We start from the raw sequence: 15,490 nt of genomic DNA, 5'->3' as shown, positions 1-15,490 counted from the left end.
GCCTCCCCCCCCCGGGGCCCCGGCCCCCCCCCCCGCGCGCCCGGGCCGACGTCGTCCCCGCACCCGCCCCCGTAGCCCGTCCTGGAGGTCAGCACCGTGCCCACCGAGCCAGTCCACGTGCCCGCCGAGACCCTCCGACTGCTCTCCTCCGCGTGGCGCCGCTGCGTGGGGACGGGGCGGATGAACCTCTCGTTGCGTCGTGGCCACCGTGAGGCGCTGGCCCTGGCCCGCGAGGAGATCGGCTTCGAGATGATCCGCGGCCACGGGATGCTCAGCGACGACATGGGCGTCTACCGCGAGGTCGAGTGGCAGGGCGAGCGGCAGGTGCGGCACGTCTTCGCCTACCTCGACGAGGTGGTCGACAGCTATCTCGCGACGGGGGTGCGGCCCTTCCTCGAGCTGGGCTTCATGCCCGAGGCGCTGGCCTCGGGGGACCAGACGGTGTTCTGGTGGAAGGGCAACGTGACCCCGCCGCGCTCCTACCCGGAGTGGCAGGGGCTGGTCCGCGGGACCTTGCGTCACCTCGTGGACCGCTACGGCATCGAGGAGGTGCGGACCTGGCCGGTCGAGGTGTGGAACGAGCCGAACCTGTCGGACTTCTGGCAGGGGGCGGACCAGGCCGAGTACCTGCGTCTCTACGAGGCCACCGCGCACGCCGTCAAGGAGGTCGACGCCGAGCTCCAGGTGGGGGGGCCGGTCCTGTCGCCGGGGGCTGACGAGTGGTGGGCCCCCTTCGCCGAGTTCGTGACCCGGCGTGAGGTCCCCGTGGACTTCGTCAGCCGGCACGCCTACACCTCAGGCCCCGCGCAGCACGTGCCCTTCGGCGTCTACCAGGACCTGCGCCCGCCGCAGCACCTGCTCGAGCAGTTCGCCGCCCCCGCCCAGCACCTGACCGGGACGGCGCTCGCGGGACTCCCGGTGCACATCAGCGAGTTCAACACCTCCTACCGGCCCGACAACCCCGTGCACGACACGGCCTACAACGCCGCCTACCTCGCTCCCGTGCTGGCCGCGGGTGGTGAGCACGTCGAGTCGTTCTCCTACTGGACGGTCAGCGACGTGTTCGAGGAGGCGGGGGTCCCGGCGAGCATCTTCCACGGCGGCTTCGGCCTGCTGACCCACGGTCTGATCCGCAAGCCGACCTACCACCTGTACGCCTTCATGGCGCGGCTCGGCGAGGAGGTGCTCGCCGAGGGGGTGGACCACCTGGTGACCCGGCACGCCGACGGGCGCCTCGCGGTCCTCGCCTGGCAACCTGTCGACGGCTCGCCCGTCACGGCGGCGGACCGGCACCACGTGCGGCTCTCGGTGCCGGTGGGGGCCGGGGTGCGGCGGACGGGGACCGGGGCCGGGTCGAGCGAGGCGCCCCAGCCCGGGCAGCCGCGCACGGCCTTCGTCCTGCGACGTCGGGTCAACGAGTCCGACGGCAACGCGTGGACGGCCTGGCAGGACCTGGGCCGCCCGGCGAGCCCGGGGGCCCGCCACCTCGACCTCCTGCTCGACGCGTCCCGCCCCGCCGTCGAGCACTCCTCGGTCGCGGTCCACGGGGGGCGGGTCGAGCTCGACCTGCACCTGGCCCAGCACGAGGTCACGCTGGTGGAGGTCGAGGCGGTCCGGGACAGCACCCCGCCGTGGCTCGACGACACCCGCATCCCCGGGTACGGGCGTCCCTGAACCGTCGTCGGCCGCTGATGCGGTCCGCACCCCCGCACGAGAGGCTCGCCCCATGACCCTGCCCCGGATCCCGCGCATCGCCTACGGCGGTGACTACAACCCCGAGCAGTGGCCGGCCGAGGTCTGGGACGAGGACCACCGGGCCTTCGACCTGGCCCGGATCGACACCCTGACGGTGGGGGTGTTCGTGTGGGCCCTGACCCAGCCCGAGGAGGACACCTACGACCTGACGGTGCTCGAGCAGGCGCTGGACCGCGCGCACGCCGAGGGTCGTCGCGTCTGCCTCGCGACCGGCACCGGGGCGGTCCCGCCGTGGCTCGCCCACGAGTACCCCGAGGTGTGCCGGGTCGACTTCGAGGGCCGGCGGCACGTCTACGGTCAGCGCCACAACGCCTGCCACAGCTCGCCGGCCTACCGCCGCCTGGCGACCGCCCTCGCGGGCCGGGTCGCCGAGAGCTTCGCCGACCACCCCGCCGTCGTCGCGTGGCACATCAACAACGAGTACGGCGGGTACGACGGCGGCTGCTGGTGCGACCTGTGCGCCGGGGAGTTCCGGACGTGGCTGCAGGGGCGGTACGGCGACCTGGACCGGCTCAACGAGGCGTGGAACACGCTGTTCTGGTCGCACCGGTTCACGGCGTGGGAGCAGATCGTGCCGCCGAACAAGCTGTCCGAGCACTGGCGCGGGCCGAACCACACGGCGTTCCAGGGGATCACCCTCGACTACCTGCGCTTCACCTCCGAGAACATGCTGCGCACCTTCCGTGAGGAGAAGGAGGCGATCCGCGAGCACTCCGACCTGCCGGTCACCACGAACTTCATGGGCATGTTCCGGCCGCTGGACTACCACCGGTGGTCCGAGCACCTCGACTTCGCCTCGTGGGACAACTACCCGCCGGACGGGCGCCCGGCCTCGCGCATGGCCCTGACCCACGCCCTGATGCGTGGCCTGAAGGACGGCCAGCCGTTCTGGCTCATGGAGCAGACGCCCACCGTCACGGCCAGCCGGGACGTGAACCCCGTCAAGCGGCCGGGCGTCATGGGGCTGTGGTCGTGGCAGGCCGTGGCCCACGGGGCCGACGCGGTGCTCTTCTTCCAGATGCGCCAGTCCCGCGGGGCGAGCGAGAAGTACCACGGAGCGGTGCTGAACCATGCGGGGCGGACCGACACCCGGTCCTTCCAGGAGGTCGCCCGGCTCGGCGCCCAGCTCGAAGGGCTCGGCGACCGGACCCTCGGTGCCCGCACGCCCGCAGACGTCGCGCTGCTCTTCGACTGGGACTCGTGGTGGGCCGTGGAGATCTCGGACGGTCCGAACCGCCACCTGAGCTACCAGCAGACGATGATCGACCACCACCGCAGCCTGTGGGAGGCGGGGGCCCAGGTCGACGTCGTCCCGGTGACCGCCGACCTCACGGGGTACGACGTCGTCGTCGCGCCCCTGCTGCACATGGTGACGGGGGACCTGGCCGAGCGGCTCGCGGACGTGGCCGAGCGTGGCGGCACGGTCGTGACGGGAGTGCTGTCCGGGCGGGTCGACGAGGACGACAACGCCTTCCTGACCGACGTGCCCGGCCCGCTCGCGGACCTGCTGGGCATCCGGGTCGACGAGACCGATGCCCAGGCTCCCGGGGTGATGAACCCGGTGACCCTCGCGGCGGCACGAGGGAAGGACGGGGCGCCCACCCCCGACCGGCTCGTCAGCGAGGCGAGCCTGGTCTTCGACCTCGTCCTGCCCCGTGGGGCGGAGGTCGTGGGTACCTACGGCGCGGACTTCTACGCGGGGACGGCCGCCGTGACGCGCAACCGCTACGGGCAGGGCGAGGCCTGGTACGTCGGCACCTGCCTGGACCAGGCAGGGCTGGACTGGGTGCTGCGGCGGGTGCTCGACCGGCACGGTCTGGTGGGGCCGTTCGCCGACGTCGTGGGGCTCGAGCACGCCGTGCGCGAGGTCGACGGCCGCCGGTACGAGTTCCTGCTCCACCACGGGGACGAGGCGGTCGACGTCGGTGCGCACGTGGCCGGCGTCGAGCTCCTCTCGGGGCGCCCCGTGTCGAAGGGCCAGAGCCTGCGGCTCGAGCCCACGGACGTGCTGGTCATCGAGGTGGCCTGATGGAACGGACCTGGCGGTGGTTCGGCCCGCAGGACCCGATCACCCTCGCGGAGGTGCGCCAGACGGGGACGACCGGGGTCGTGACGGCGCTGCACCACGTGCCCAACGGCGAGGTGTGGCCGGTCGAGGAGATCCGGCGTCGGCAGGCCGAGGTCGAGGCCGCAGGGCTGACCTGGTCGGTGGTCGAGAGCGTGCCCGTGCACGAGGACGTCCGTCGTGGGGCGCCCGGCCGGGACCGGTGGATCGAGGCCTACGGGCAGACCCTCGAGAACCTGGCGCGGTGCGGCATCGACCTGGTCTGCTACAACGTGATGCCAGCCCTGGACTGGACCCGCACGCACCTGGATCACGTGCTGCCGAACGGTGCGACGGCCCTGCGCTTCGACGCCGACGCCGCGGCGGCCTTCGACCTGACGATCCTGCTCCGGCCGGGGGCGGAGGCGGACTACACCCCCGAGCGGGTCGAGAGCGCCCACCGGTACGCGGCCGGTCTGAGCGACGGACAGCGCGAGACGCTGACGCAGACGATCCTCGCAGGGCTGCCCGGGGCCGAGGAGGGGTACACCCTCGAGGCCTTCCGCACGGCGCTCGCGGCCTACGAGGGGATCGGTCGCGAGGAGCTGCGCGCGAACCTGCGGTACTTCCTCGAGGGGGTGGTGCCGGTGGCCGAGCAGGTGGGTGTGCGGCTCGCGCTGCACCCGGACGACCCGCCCCGGCCGGTGTTCGGGCTGCCACGGGTGGTCTCGACCCTCGAGGACGCGCAGTGGGTGCTCGACGCGGTGCCGAGCGAGGCCAACGGACTGACCCTGTGCGTGGGCTCCTACGGGGTGCGGGCCGACAACGACGTGGTCGAGATGGCGCGGGTGCTCGCCCGCCGCGTGTACTTCACGCATCTGCGGTCCACGCGGCGCGAGGCGGATCCGGAGAGCTTCCACGAGGCTGATCACATCGACGGCGACAACGACATGGTGGGCGTGGTCCGAGAGCTGGTCGCCGAGGAGATGCGCCGGGAACGCGAGGGCGGGCCGCGGATCGTGACCCGGCCCGACCACGGGCACCAGCTCCTCGACGACCACCGACGTGCGACGAACCCCGGGTACCCGCTGATCGGCCGGCTCAAGGGGTTGGCCGAGGTGCGTGGCGTGGAGCTCGCGGTGCGCCGGTGGCTCGAGGAGGAGTCCGCTCGAGGCGAGGGCCGCTGATGACCGACCAGGCGCGTTCCTTCGGCGACGGCACCCTCTCGAGGGTCGCCGGACGGGTGTACTGGCTGCTGGTGATCGAGGGGATGCTGCTCCTCACGCTCTCGCCGGGACTGGTCCTGGCCTTCTGGCTCGCCCCGGACGCGTCGAACCTGCCCCTCTTCGCGCTCGCGGCGGTGCCCGTCGGTCCCGCGCTCGCGGCCGCCTTCTTCGCGTGGCGACGGTTCGGCGAGGAGCGTGAGTCCTCGCCGCGCACGGAGTTCCAGCGCGGCTACGGCCTGAACCTCGCCGACGCCCTGAGTGCGTGGGTGCCGGCGGTGGCGGTGCTGCTGGTGCTGGCCATCAACCTCACGTTCCAGGCCTCGGCGGGGGTGGGCGGGTCCGTCGCGGGGCCGGTCGCAGGGCTGCAGGTGGGCCTCGCGGTGCTGGTGCTGCTGTGGGCGGTGCGGATGCTCTCGGTGACGTCGGTGTTCTCCTTCCGCTGGCGCGACGCCGCGCGGATCTCGCTGCACACGGTGCTGGGGCGGCCGCTGTCGACCCTGGCGCTCCTCTCGTACGCGGTGCTCGTGGTCGGGCTGACGGTGGTCACCTTCGACGCGGTGGTCGTGCTCCTCGCCTCGGTCCTGACCTTCGCGGTGGTACGCAGCGAGGCGCCGGTCATCGGGTACGTGCGGGAGAGGTTCGTCGCGGCCTGACGCCGCGGTGCGCGTGGGCCCGCGCGAGCGCGCCGCTACCCGCCGTCGGTGGTGCTGCCAGGGTCGCGAGGCGGGGGGTGGCCGCGGCCCCTGGCCACGGGCAGCTCGTGGGCTGGGGTGGTGGTGTGTTGTCGGCCGGTGGGTGAGGTCCAGGTGAGGCGTCCGTCGGGGTGCTGGGTGACGGCCCATCGGGTGGTGTGCTTGAGGCGGTGGTGGGCTCGGCACAGGTGGGCGAGGTTGGTGGCCGCGGTGCTGCCGGTGGCGCCGTGCTCGCGGAAGGCGATGGTGTGGTCGATGTCGGCGCGGGTGGCGGGGTGGTGGCAGCCGGGGAAGCGGCAGGTCTGGTCGCGCAGGCGTAGCCAGGCGCGTAGGTCGGCCGGGACGGTGTAGCGCTCGCGTCCTACCGACAGGGTGGTGCCGGTCTCGGGGTGGGTCAGGATCCGGATGAACGAGGGGGCGCGGGCGGCCAGGGCGCGGGCGGTGTCGGGGTCGATGGGTCCGTAGCCGTCCAGGTGCCCGGGCTCGTGGGAGTGTCCGAGCAGGGTCATCACCGGGACGGTGACTGCGACGGTGGGGCGCAGGGCGCGCAGGGCTGGGTCCAGCGCCCAGGGTGGGGAGGGGGCACCGAACGCGCCGGCCGAGGGCTCAGCAGCGCAGGTGCCGGGCATGCTCCCGGGCGACGGGGACAGGGCGCGCGGGGACTGGTCCTCGGTGTCCCACCCGTCGGGTGGGTCCAGGGTCAGGGCAGTCAGCACGTCCGCGCGGCGCTGGGCCAGGGTCCGCTGCTCACGCTCACGACCCGGCCCGCACTGGTCATCGCGCGCAGGGCCGCCCTCACCTGCGGCGTCGTCGGCGCCCTCGGGTGCCCCGTCACGTGCAGGGCCGTCCTCGTGCGCAGGACTGTCCTCGTGCGCGGGGCCCTGGTCGTGCGCAGGCTGGTCGCCGTGGGCCAGGGCCCGGGCGATGCCGGTGAGCTTGTCGTAGATCGCGCCGGCCTGGACCGCGGGCAGGAACGCGGTCAGCCAGGCCATCCCGTCCGCGGCGGGGTCCAGGTAGACCGCCCGGTCGGCGAAGGCCCGGGTGTGGCGCGCGGTCGCGGTGGTCGGGTGCACGCGTTCGCGGGCCAGGCGCGCCGCGCGCCCGACCCCGGCCGGGGTGCGGTCGGTCTCGAGCTTGGCCAGCACCACCTGCTGGTAGGCACCAGCGACCTCCGGTGGCAGGCCTTCCGCGTGGCGCACCACGTGACGGGCGTGCTTGTCACCCAGCAGTCCCGCGCTCATCGCCGCCAGCACCCCCGGCAGACGCGTGGCCAGCTCGCTCGAGGTGTCCACCAGGGTCGCGGTCGTGCCCTGCGAGGCGCCCATCGTGGTGGCCAGGTCAGCGACCAACGCCCGGTGAGCATGCTCGCGGTCCTGGCGTGTGGGCCGCTCACCCGGGAGCATCGGCACCATCGTGCCCGGGGCGGCCTGGACCGCCGCGGCCACGATCGCCAGCAACGCCGCGCGCTGCCCGGCGATGGCGTTCATCGACAGCTCCAGCGTGCCGACCATCCCCACCAGGGCGCGAACGAGCCCCGGCGCGTGCTCGGGCGGGACCTGGCCACCACTGACCTGCTCGAGCAGCACCCGGGCTGAACTGATCACCTGAGCCCCACGCTCGGCGTCAGGCAGCGACGGGCCAGGCGCCACGAAGGGCAGCGCGCCCCGCTCACTCGTGACCGTCACGACACCCCCTCGACCCGCACCACCCGAATGCCTGTTCGAACAAGTGTACGAGTGGGGTCTGACATCCACGGCGTCCGGGCAGGGGCCGCCGGGTCTCGCGCACGGGCGCCTGGAGGGACCTCCGCCCTCAGCCCGTCGCGCGCGAGGCCCGCACCCTCAGTACAGCCGGCGCCCCCGCTCGTCCGGCACTCCGGACTTCCGCCAGAAGTACGTGGTGATCTGGTCCCGCCACTCGCGGGCCGAGCGGAGCTGCTCGCCGAGCCGCTCCGTGACGCGGACGAAGAGCCCGTCGTCGACCCGGCCCTCGAGCTCGGCCCACACCGCGACCATCCCCTCGACGCGCTCGACCCCGCGGAAGTGCGTGTCGTAGATGTGCTGGATCACGGTCGACCCGCTGTGCAGCACGTGACCGTAGGGGACGTGGTGGAAGAAGAGCAGCAGCTCGTCGGGGCAGGTCTCGAGGTGCTCGTAGGTCTCGCTCCACGGCTCGGGGTACTGGCCCGTGTACCCGGTGCCCGTCGCGCGGGTGCGGTCCACACCCACCCCGTCGCGGTCGGCGAAGTGGTAGGTGCCCCAGCGCGAGTACTCGTAGCCGTCCACCGCAGGGCCGTAGTGCTGGTTGGTGGGGCTCACCATGAACCCCACGCCCAGCGGGGCCGTGTAGTCCTCGTAGGTGCGCCAGGACTCGTCCATGACCTCGTGCAGGGCCGAGGCGACCGCAGGGTCCTCACCGAAGGTCAGCCTGATCCACTCGTCGAGCAGGTCGACCGGGTCGAGGCTCGCGTCCCAGGCCAGCCGCCCGAAGGCGTACAGGTTGGCCTGGGCGAGCGGGTGCCCGCACCAGAACTCGTCGGTCCCCACGTTCGAGACGGCGGCGACGCCCCCGGCGAGCCCACCCGGACCGCGCCCCGCGGCGACGTCGGCCACGGTCGGTCCGCGCGTCCCCCACAGCGGGAACCCGAGCAGCTCGGACCACCACGGCCCCAGGTAGCACACGTGCTTCTGCTGGCCGGTGTACTCCTGGGTGACCTGCAGCTCGACGGCCAACCGGGTGCGCGGCATCGCGGCGATCACGGGGGAGACGGCCTCGCGGGTCTGGAAGTCGAGCGGCCCGTGCTTGACCTGCACGACGACGTTCTCGTCGAACCGTCCGTCGAGCGGCGCGAAATGGTCGTAGGCGGCCCGGGCCCGGTCGGTGGACCGGTCCCGCCAGTCCTGCTGGTGGTCGTAGACGAAGGCCCGCCAGAAGATCGTGCCACCGTGCGGGGCCACGGCCCGGGCCAACAGGTTCGCCCCGTCGGCGTGGTCCCGGCCGTAGGCGAACGGCCCCGGCTGCCCCTCGGAGTCGGCCTTGATGACGAACCCGCCGAAGTCCGGGATGCGCGCCCACACGCGGTCCGCGGCCTCGGTCCACCAGCGCTGGACGGCAGGGTCCCGGGGATCCGCGGTCGAGAGCCCGCCCAGGGTGCGAGGGGACCCGAACGAGACCGACAGGTAGGTGCGGACGCCGTGCGGCCGGAAGATCTCCGCCAGCCGGGCGACGTCCTCGAGCCCCTCGGTCAGCAGGCGCGCCTCGAGCAGGTCGACGTTCACGTTGTTGACCGAGACCGCGTTGATGCCGATCGAGCCGAGCAGCCGTGCGTACCCCTCGACCCGCGAGAGGTCCGTCCGCAGCCGGCCCTCGGACCAGAAGATCGACCCGCCCGCGTACCCGCGTTCGACCTGGCCCATGACGGGATGCACGGTCAGGTTGTCCCAGTGGTCGAGCATGCGGATCGGCTGGGTGGGCAGGTCCCAGGTCATCGGCTGGTCGGCCGTGAACGCCGTCTCGCCGGCTCGGACCAGGTCGTGCAGTCCGTAGAGCAGGGCGCGGCTCCCTCCGGCGACCACCGTCGTGCGGCCGTCGCGCCGGCCGCGCAGGAAGGTCTCCTCCCCGATCAGGGGGCCCGCTGTCCCGTCGAGGTCGCCGCCGGTCACCGCCGTGACGAGCCCGGCGTGGGGGTCCTGCACGGGCTCGGTGTGCCGCATCGCGGCCGACCCGGGCTGGGCTGCACGTTCCGCGACCAGCAGCACGACGTCGTGCGCGACGGCCCGGTCGGGGTCGACGAGGTCCTCCGGGGTGCTCACGGTGACGGACCCGCCGAAGGCCTCGACCGCGCGTCGGACCTCGGTCACCACGGTGCCACCCACGGGCCCGGCGTCCGGCCCGAGCGCCACGAGCACCCGTCGCGAGCCGAGGGGCCGCCAGACGTCGTCGGGCAACCAGGCGGGGTGGGCGGCGGGGAGGGCGTCCGTGTGGGCCGGGTTCTCACCAGTCATGGATGGTGCCGTCCTTGAGTCGGTTGAGGGGCAGGTAGGCGGGGGAGTACGGGTGCCGGGCCGCGGCGTCGTCGTCGTAGGTCACGCCCAGGCCGGGCTCCTCGCCCGGGTGGAGCAGGCCTCCCGACCACCGGAAGCTCTGGCCGAAGACCTCGCCGGTCAGCGCGCTGTGCTGCATGTACTCCTGGATGCCGAGGTTGTGGATCGCGAGGTCCAGGTGCAGCGCGGCGGCCATGCCCACCGGTGAGATGTCCGTCGGGCCGTGGAAGCCGGTGCGGACCTGGTGCAGGGCTGCCAGGTCGACGATCCGGCGCAGGCCCGTGATCCCGCCCGCGTGGGTGACGGAGGAGCGCACGTAGTCGATCAGCTGCTCGCTCAGCAGCTGGCGGTAGTCCCAGACCGAGGTCAGCACCTCGCCGATCGCCAGGGGCGTGGTGGTGCTCTGGCGGACGAGCCGCAGGCCCTCGGGGTTGTCCGCGGGGGTGCAGTCCTCGAGCCAGAACAGGTCGAAGGGCTCGACCGCCCGGCCCAGGCGCGCGGCCTCGTTGGGGGTCAGGCGGTGGTGCGCGTCGTGGAGCAGCGGCAGCTCGGGGCCGAACTCGTTGCGCACCGCCTCGAGCACCTGGGGCAGGTGGCGCAGGTACGCGCGGGTGTCCCAGTCCTCCTCGACGGGCAGCGGCGCGCGCTGGGCCGGCTCGTAGTCGTAGGTGCCCGACGACGGCGCGGCCGGGACCCCGTAGATCTTGTCGACCCCCGGCACCGAGCTCTGCACCCGGATGGACCGGAACCCCGCCGCCTGCTGCGCGCGGATCGAGTCCATGAGCTCGGGCAGGTCGCGCCCCGAGGCGTGCCCGTAGGCCATGATCCCCTCGCGCGAGGCCCCGCCGAGCAGCTGGTAGAGCGGCAGCCCGGCGATCCGCGCCTTGATGTCCCACAGGGCGACGTCGACCGCGGCGATCGCGCACATGGTGACCGGTCCGCGGCGCCAGTACGCCCCGCGGTGCAGCATCTGCCAGGTGTCCTCGATGCGGTGCGCGTCGCGGCCGATCAGCATCGGGACGACGTGGTCCTGCAGGTACGAGGCCACCGCGAGCTCGCGCCCGTTGAGGGTCGCGTCACCCAGCCCGACGACGCCGTCCTGCGTGGTGATGCGCAGCGTCACGAAGTTGCGGCCCGGGCTCGTCACGAGGACCTCGGCCGAACGGATGGTGGTGCCCCGCGACGGTGCGGGCTGGTCCAAGGTCATGGGTCCTCCGGGACGACGACGTCCTGACCGAGCCTAGGTCCGGCCCGCGACCGCTGGCAAGCGTTTGCCATCGTTGCCCTCCCGGGTGTCGGGCGGGCAGGATGAGGGCGATCGCGCCGACGGGCGCCGACCGCGTCGACCGCCAGGAGGGGCCATGAGCGACCGGCCTGACCTGGGCCGCGGGCCGACGCTGCGCGACGTCGCGCTCCGTAGCGGGGTCGCCGTCTCGACCGCCTCGCGCGCCCTCACCCGCCCCGGACGCGTCGGCGCACAGACCGAGGCGCGGGTCCGCGCGGTCGCCGAGGAGCTCGGCTACGTCCCGTCGGCCTCGGCCCGGGCCCTCACCTCGGGCCGCACCCGCACCGTGGCCCTCGTGGTGCCCGACACCGCGAACCCGCTCTTCTTCGGCATGGTGCGCGGGGTGCAGTCCCGGCTGCGTGACGCGGGGTTCGTGCACGTGCTCGCCGACACCGAGGAGTCCGTCGAGCGCGAGGAGCAGGTCATGGCCGAGCTGCGCGGCTCGGTCGACGGCGTGGTGCTCGCCGCGCCGCGGGCCGACGAGGCGAGCGTCACCGCCTGGGCGGAGGAGTTCCCCGTGGTGACCGTCAACCGCGACGTGCCGGGACCCCGGGTCCTGATCGACACGGCCGGGGGAGTCGTGCACGCGCTGCAGCACCTCGCGTCTCTCGGGCACCGCCGGGTCGCGTACGCGGGGGGACCGCGCCGGTCGTGGTCGGACCGGCAGCGGCGCGAGGCGTTGATCGCGGCCGCGGGCGGGCTCGACGTCGAGCTCGTCGTGACGGGACCTTACGTGCCGCGCCGCGAGGGCGGACCTGCCGCGGCCGACGCGACGCTGCTGCACGGCTGCTCCGCGGTCATCGCCTTCAACGACCTGCTGGCCTTCGGGATCCTCGACAGGTTCGCCGAGCGGGGGACGACCGTTCCCGACGAGGTCAGCGTGGTGGGCTGCGACGACATCTTCGGGACGGACCTCGTGCGCCCGGGGCTCACCACGGTGGCGGTGCCGGTCGAGAGGGCCGGGGCAGCCGCGGCCGACCTGCTGCTGCGACGGTTGGCGGCCGGTGCGAGGGGCGGCGCGCGCGTGGTCGAGCTGCCGACCCACCTGGTGGTGCGGGGGTCGACGGGGTCGGTGCCCCGCTGACGGCAGGTCGGTCAGGCCGTCGCGGAGACAGCAGCACCGGCACGCTGCCGGGCCTCGAAGCGCGCGCGCTTCTTGGCGGCCTCGGCCTCGCGGTCCTTGGGCGGGGCCGAGGTGACCAGGGCCCCGAGCAGGTGCCGGGTGGCGTGCTCGACCTCGGCGACGGCACGGTCGAAGGCCTCCTGGTTGGCCCGCGAGGGCTTCGAGGTCCCCGCGAGCTTGCGCACGTACTGCAGCGCAGCCGCGTGGACCTCGTCGTCCGTCGCTGCCGGGGCGAGGTTGTGCAGGGTGTGGATGCTTCGGCACATGCTGCCGACGCTACGCCTCGTCGTCGGGCGGGGGAATGCCCTCCCGTCGCGTGCTCAGCCGGGGGTGGCCGGGGCGGGCCGGTCGCGGCGCACGCGACCGCCCGTGTCGACCATGTCCTCGAGCTGGCGGCCCTTGGTCTCGGGGACGAAGAGCCAGACGAAGAAGAAGGAGAGCAGCGCGAAGGTCGTGTACAGGCCGTAGGCGATGCCCAGGCCGGCGTCGGCGAGGATCGGGAACGTCGTCGAGATGGCGAAGTTGCCGAGCCACTGGGCCCCGGCCGCGACCCCGAGGGCGCTGGCCCGGATCCGGTTGGTGAACATCTCCCCGAGCAGCACCCACACCGTCGGCCCCCAGGACATCCCGAAGAACACCACGAAGAGGTTCGCGGCGATCAGCGCCACGGTGCCCGCTGTCCCTGTGAGGGCCGGCTCGCCGTCCTCGAGCGGCGCCGTCGCGAAGATCCACGCCAGGGCGCCCAGGCTCACGAACATGCCCGCCGACCCGGTGAGGAGCAGGCGCCGTCGTCCGACCTTGTCGATGAAGGCGATCGCGATCAGCGTCACGACGATGTTCGTGACCGAGGTGATGACGGTGACCGCCATCGAGTCCTCCTCGCTGAAGCCCACCTGCTGCCACAGCGCCGAGGAGTAGTAGAAGATCACGTTGATCCCGACGAACTGCTGGAACAACGACAGCAGGATCCCGACCCAGACGATCGGCAGCAGACCCAGGGCCGGGCCCTTGAGGTCGCGTACCGAGGACCGCGTCTCGCGCGAGACGGTGCGCTTGATCTCGCGGAGGCGCTCGTCGATCCCGGACCTGAGGACCGAGCCGAGGACCTTGCGTGCGGTGCGGTCCTCCCCCTGGGAGACGAGGTACCGCGGGGACTCGGGGATGGTGAGCGCGAGGAGCCCGTAGGCGACGGCCGGGATCAGCTCGGTCATGAACATCACGCGCCAGGCCTCGAGGCCGAAGAGCGAGGGCTGGCCCGCACCGCCCGCGCTGGTCGCGATGAAGTAGTTCGACAGCAGCGCCACGAAGATGCCGATGACGATCGCGAGCTGCTGCAGCGAGCCGAGACGACCCCGGATGCTCGCGGGGGAGATCTCCGCGATGTAGGCCGGGGCGATCACCGAGGCGGCGCCGACGCCGAGCCCGCCGATCACGCGCCACAGGATGAGGTCCCAGGGCCCCTGGGCGAGACCGGAGCCGATCGCGCTGATGGTGAAGAGGGCCGAGGCCAGCATCATCACGCGGACACGGCCCTGGCGGTCGGCCAGGCGACCGGCCAGCCACGCCCCGAGGGCGCAGCCCAGCAGGGCCGAGGCGACCGCGAAGCCGGTCAGGCCCGAGCCCATGCCGAACTCCTCGCGGATGGCCGTGACCGCACCGTTGATGACCGCGGTGTCGAACCCGAACAGGAACCCGCCCAGGGCCGCGACGGCCGCGAGCAGCACTGCGCGCGAGGTGTTGTACCGCTCCTCGTCGGGTGACCCCGACGAGGAGGATGATGACTGGTCTGCGGAACCCTGGTCGTGAGCCATGGGGGCAACGTAAGCCTGCTGGGGTTCGGCCACCATCGGAGCGCGTCGGCGGCACTCCGCGGCCCTCGTCGGTGGGCACCGGTAGCGTGCTGCCGTGACCACTCCCCACGTCGCTGCCGACGACCGCTACGCCTCGATGACCTACCGCCGCACCGGGCGCAGCGGGCTGGACCTGCCCGCGCTGAGCCTCGGGCTGTGGCACAACTTCGGCCACGGCCACCGGTACGAGACCCAGCGCGCGATCCTGCTCCGTGCCTTCGACCTGGGTATCACCCACCTCGACCTCGCGAACAACTACGGCCCGCCCTACGGCGCCGCGGAGGAGACCTTCGGCCAGGTGCTCGCGCGCGACCTGCGCCCCTACCGCGACGAGCTCGTCGTGTCCTCCAAGGCCGGGTACGACATGTGGCCCGGGCCCTACGGCGACGGTGGCTCGCGCAAGTACCTGCTGTCCTCCCTCGACCAGTCGTTGCGCCGCACGGGCCTCGAGTACGTCGACATCTTCTACTCGCACCGCCCCGACCCCACGGTCCCGCTCGAGGAGACCATGGGGGCCCTGCACACCGCGGTCACCAGCGGGCGCGCGCTGTACGCGGGGGTGTCGAACTACTCGCCCTCGGCCACCCGGGAGGCCGCGCGGATCCTGGGGGAGATGGGCACCCCGCTGCTCATCCACCAGCCGAGCTACTCGATGTTCAACCGGCACGTCGAGAAGGTCGCCGACGGGCAGCAGGAGAGCCTGCTCGACGCCGTCGGTGACCTGGGTGTGGGGATGATCGTGTTCAGCCCGCTCGCCCAGGGCATGCTTACCGGGAAGTACCTGTCGGGCGACGTGCCCGAGGGGTCGCGGGCCGCCGTCGGGCACTTCCTGCGGCCCGAGCGGATCTCCGAGACCTACCTCGAGCGGGCCCGGGGCCTGGCCGCGATCGCCGAGCAGCGCGGGCAGAGCCTGGCCCAGCTCGCGCTCAGCTGGGTGCTGCGCGACGAGCGGGTCACCTCGGCGATCATCGGGGCCAGCAGCGTCGCCCAGCTCGAGGACAACGTGGCGGCCCTGCGCGGCCCCGCGCTCACCGCCGCCGAGCTCACCGCGATCGAGGAGCACGCCGTCGACGGCACGGCCCGCTAGCCGGACCGCTCAGCGCGAGCACGCCGCGCCCCCACCCTCCGCCCCGGCCCCTCGCCGCACCCCCGCAGATCTCGTGTCAGAACCCTGGATACCTAGAGGTATATGAGGTTCTGACACGAGGGGTGCGGGATCTCGGGTCAGAAGCTGGGGGCGCTCCGGGTATCTCTCCTTCTGACACGAGTTGGGGCGGGGCGTTGACCTTGGCGCCTCGGGGTTGGTAAACAGTGACCGCGGGAATGCGCTTCCCGTATCCATGAAACGATTCACTCGGTCCATCAACGTCGATCACCGAGGAGAGGGTCGGAGCGCCGCCCCGACGGGGCTGCCCCCGGCCCGCCCCGCGGGCGCCTGGCGCCGGGCCGACCCACCACCGGGAGCAGCTCCG

At 73.1% G+C, this 15,490-nt stretch carries 11 protein-coding genes; 6 read left to right on the top strand and 5 right to left on the bottom strand.

Translation table 11 applies throughout. From position 1 onward, the window contains the following. The first annotated feature begins 96 nt into the window (after positions 1 to 96). The 4 genes from J4G33_RS12540 to J4G33_RS12525 are packed head-to-tail and all read left to right on the top strand — an operon-like array spanning position 97 to position 5,678. Positions 97 to 1,674, top strand: a complete 1,578-nt coding sequence (locus J4G33_RS12540; protein WP_307793880.1) for a GH39 family glycosyl hydrolase — start codon at positions 97 to 99, stop codon at positions 1,672 to 1,674. A gap of 52 nt (positions 1,675 to 1,726) precedes the next feature. Further along, positions 1,727 to 3,784, top strand: a complete 2,058-nt coding sequence (locus J4G33_RS12535; protein WP_208056301.1) for a beta-galactosidase — start codon at positions 1,727 to 1,729, stop codon at positions 3,782 to 3,784. Next, complete coding sequence (uxuA, locus tag J4G33_RS12530) at positions 3,784 to 4,986, top strand: mannonate dehydratase (protein WP_208056300.1); 1,203 nt, start codon at positions 3,784 to 3,786, stop codon at positions 4,984 to 4,986. Before J4G33_RS12535 ends, uxuA begins: the two co-directional genes overlap by 1 nt. Continuing rightward, the gene (locus tag J4G33_RS12525; protein ID WP_208056299.1) at positions 4,986 to 5,678 is read left to right on the top strand and encodes a DUF624 domain-containing protein; all 693 of its coding nucleotides are present in this window, start codon (positions 4,986 to 4,988) and stop codon (positions 5,676 to 5,678) included. The genes uxuA and J4G33_RS12525 overlap by 1 nt, the downstream gene beginning before the upstream one ends. Before the next feature lie 35 nt (positions 5,679 to 5,713). On the opposite strand, the gene J4G33_RS12520 is transcribed toward J4G33_RS12525, so the two are convergent. The 3 genes from J4G33_RS12520 to manD form a co-directional block, all read right to left on the bottom strand. Further along, a complete protein-coding gene (locus tag J4G33_RS12520; protein ID WP_208056298.1) occupies positions 5,714 to 7,402 on the bottom strand; it encodes an HNH endonuclease signature motif containing protein in 1,689 nt (562 codons plus the stop codon). A gap of 156 nt (positions 7,403 to 7,558) precedes the next feature. Then, complete coding sequence (locus tag J4G33_RS12515) at positions 7,559 to 9,721, bottom strand: alpha-glucuronidase (RefSeq protein ID WP_208056297.1); 2,163 nt, start codon at positions 9,719 to 9,721, stop codon at positions 7,559 to 7,561. Further along, positions 9,711 to 10,967 (bottom strand): D-mannonate dehydratase ManD, encoded by a 1,257-nt coding sequence (gene manD, locus J4G33_RS12510; protein ID WP_208056296.1) that lies wholly within the window; start codon positions 10,965 to 10,967, stop codon positions 9,711 to 9,713. The genes J4G33_RS12515 and manD overlap by 11 nt, the downstream gene beginning before the upstream one ends. A gap of 154 nt (positions 10,968 to 11,121) precedes the next feature. Here manD and J4G33_RS12505 point away from each other — a divergent pair, with 154 nt between their 5' ends. Continuing rightward, complete coding sequence (locus tag J4G33_RS12505) at positions 11,122 to 12,129, top strand: LacI family DNA-binding transcriptional regulator (RefSeq protein ID WP_208056295.1); 1,008 nt, start codon at positions 11,122 to 11,124, stop codon at positions 12,127 to 12,129. 11 nt (positions 12,130 to 12,140) lie between these two features. Here J4G33_RS12505 and J4G33_RS12500 read toward each other — a convergent pair whose 3' ends face one another. Both J4G33_RS12500 and J4G33_RS12495 read right to left on the bottom strand, forming a co-directional pair. After that, positions 12,141 to 12,434 (bottom strand): DUF2277 domain-containing protein, encoded by a 294-nt coding sequence (locus J4G33_RS12500; protein ID WP_208056294.1) that lies wholly within the window; start codon positions 12,432 to 12,434, stop codon positions 12,141 to 12,143. 54 nt (positions 12,435 to 12,488) lie between these two features. Further along, positions 12,489 to 13,979: a sugar porter family MFS transporter gene (locus J4G33_RS12495; protein ID WP_208056293.1), complete on the bottom strand. Its 1,491-nt coding sequence runs from the start codon at positions 13,977 to 13,979 to the stop codon at positions 12,489 to 12,491. A 136-nt stretch (positions 13,980 to 14,115) separates the two neighbouring features. Here J4G33_RS12495 and J4G33_RS12490 point away from each other — a divergent pair, with 136 nt between their 5' ends. Next, entirely contained in the window at positions 14,116 to 15,105 is a 990-nt protein-coding gene (locus J4G33_RS12490) for an aldo/keto reductase (RefSeq protein WP_208056325.1), read from the top strand. The last annotated feature ends 385 nt before the right edge of the window (positions 15,106 to 15,490 follow it).

It is taken from the genome of Actinotalea soli (assembly GCF_017565425.1).
GTDB classification, from domain to species: Bacteria; Actinomycetota; Actinomycetes; order Actinomycetales; family Cellulomonadaceae; genus Actinotalea; species Actinotalea soli.
Note: the sequence above shows the minus strand (reverse complement) of the source record. Positions and strands in the feature narration are given on the sequence as shown.

Excerpts from the sequence above, each read along its gene's own strand:
- J4G33_RS12490 (WP_208056325.1), top strand. The coding sequence starts at position 14,116 with ATGACCTACCGCCGCACCGGGCGCAGCGGGCTGGACCTGCCCGCGCTG.
- J4G33_RS12500 (WP_208056294.1), bottom strand. The coding sequence starts at position 12,434 with ATGTGCCGAAGCATCCACACCCTGCACAACCTCGCCCCGGCAGCGACG.
- uxuA (WP_208056300.1), top strand. The coding sequence starts at position 3,784 with ATGGAACGGACCTGGCGGTGGTTCGGCCCGCAGGACCCGATCACCCTC.
- J4G33_RS12525 (WP_208056299.1), top strand. The coding sequence starts at position 4,986 with ATGACCGACCAGGCGCGTTCCTTCGGCGACGGCACCCTCTCGAGGGTC.
- J4G33_RS12495 (WP_208056293.1), bottom strand. The coding sequence starts at position 13,979 with ATGGCTCACGACCAGGGTTCCGCAGACCAGTCATCATCCTCCTCGTCG.
- J4G33_RS12505 (WP_208056295.1), top strand. The coding sequence starts at position 11,122 with ATGAGCGACCGGCCTGACCTGGGCCGCGGGCCGACGCTGCGCGACGTC.
- J4G33_RS12535 (WP_208056301.1), top strand. The coding sequence starts at position 1,727 with ATGACCCTGCCCCGGATCCCGCGCATCGCCTACGGCGGTGACTACAAC.
- J4G33_RS12515 (WP_208056297.1), bottom strand. The coding sequence starts at position 9,721 with ATGACTGGTGAGAACCCGGCCCACACGGACGCCCTCCCCGCCGCCCAC.
- manD (WP_208056296.1), bottom strand. The coding sequence starts at position 10,967 with ATGACCTTGGACCAGCCCGCACCGTCGCGGGGCACCACCATCCGTTCG.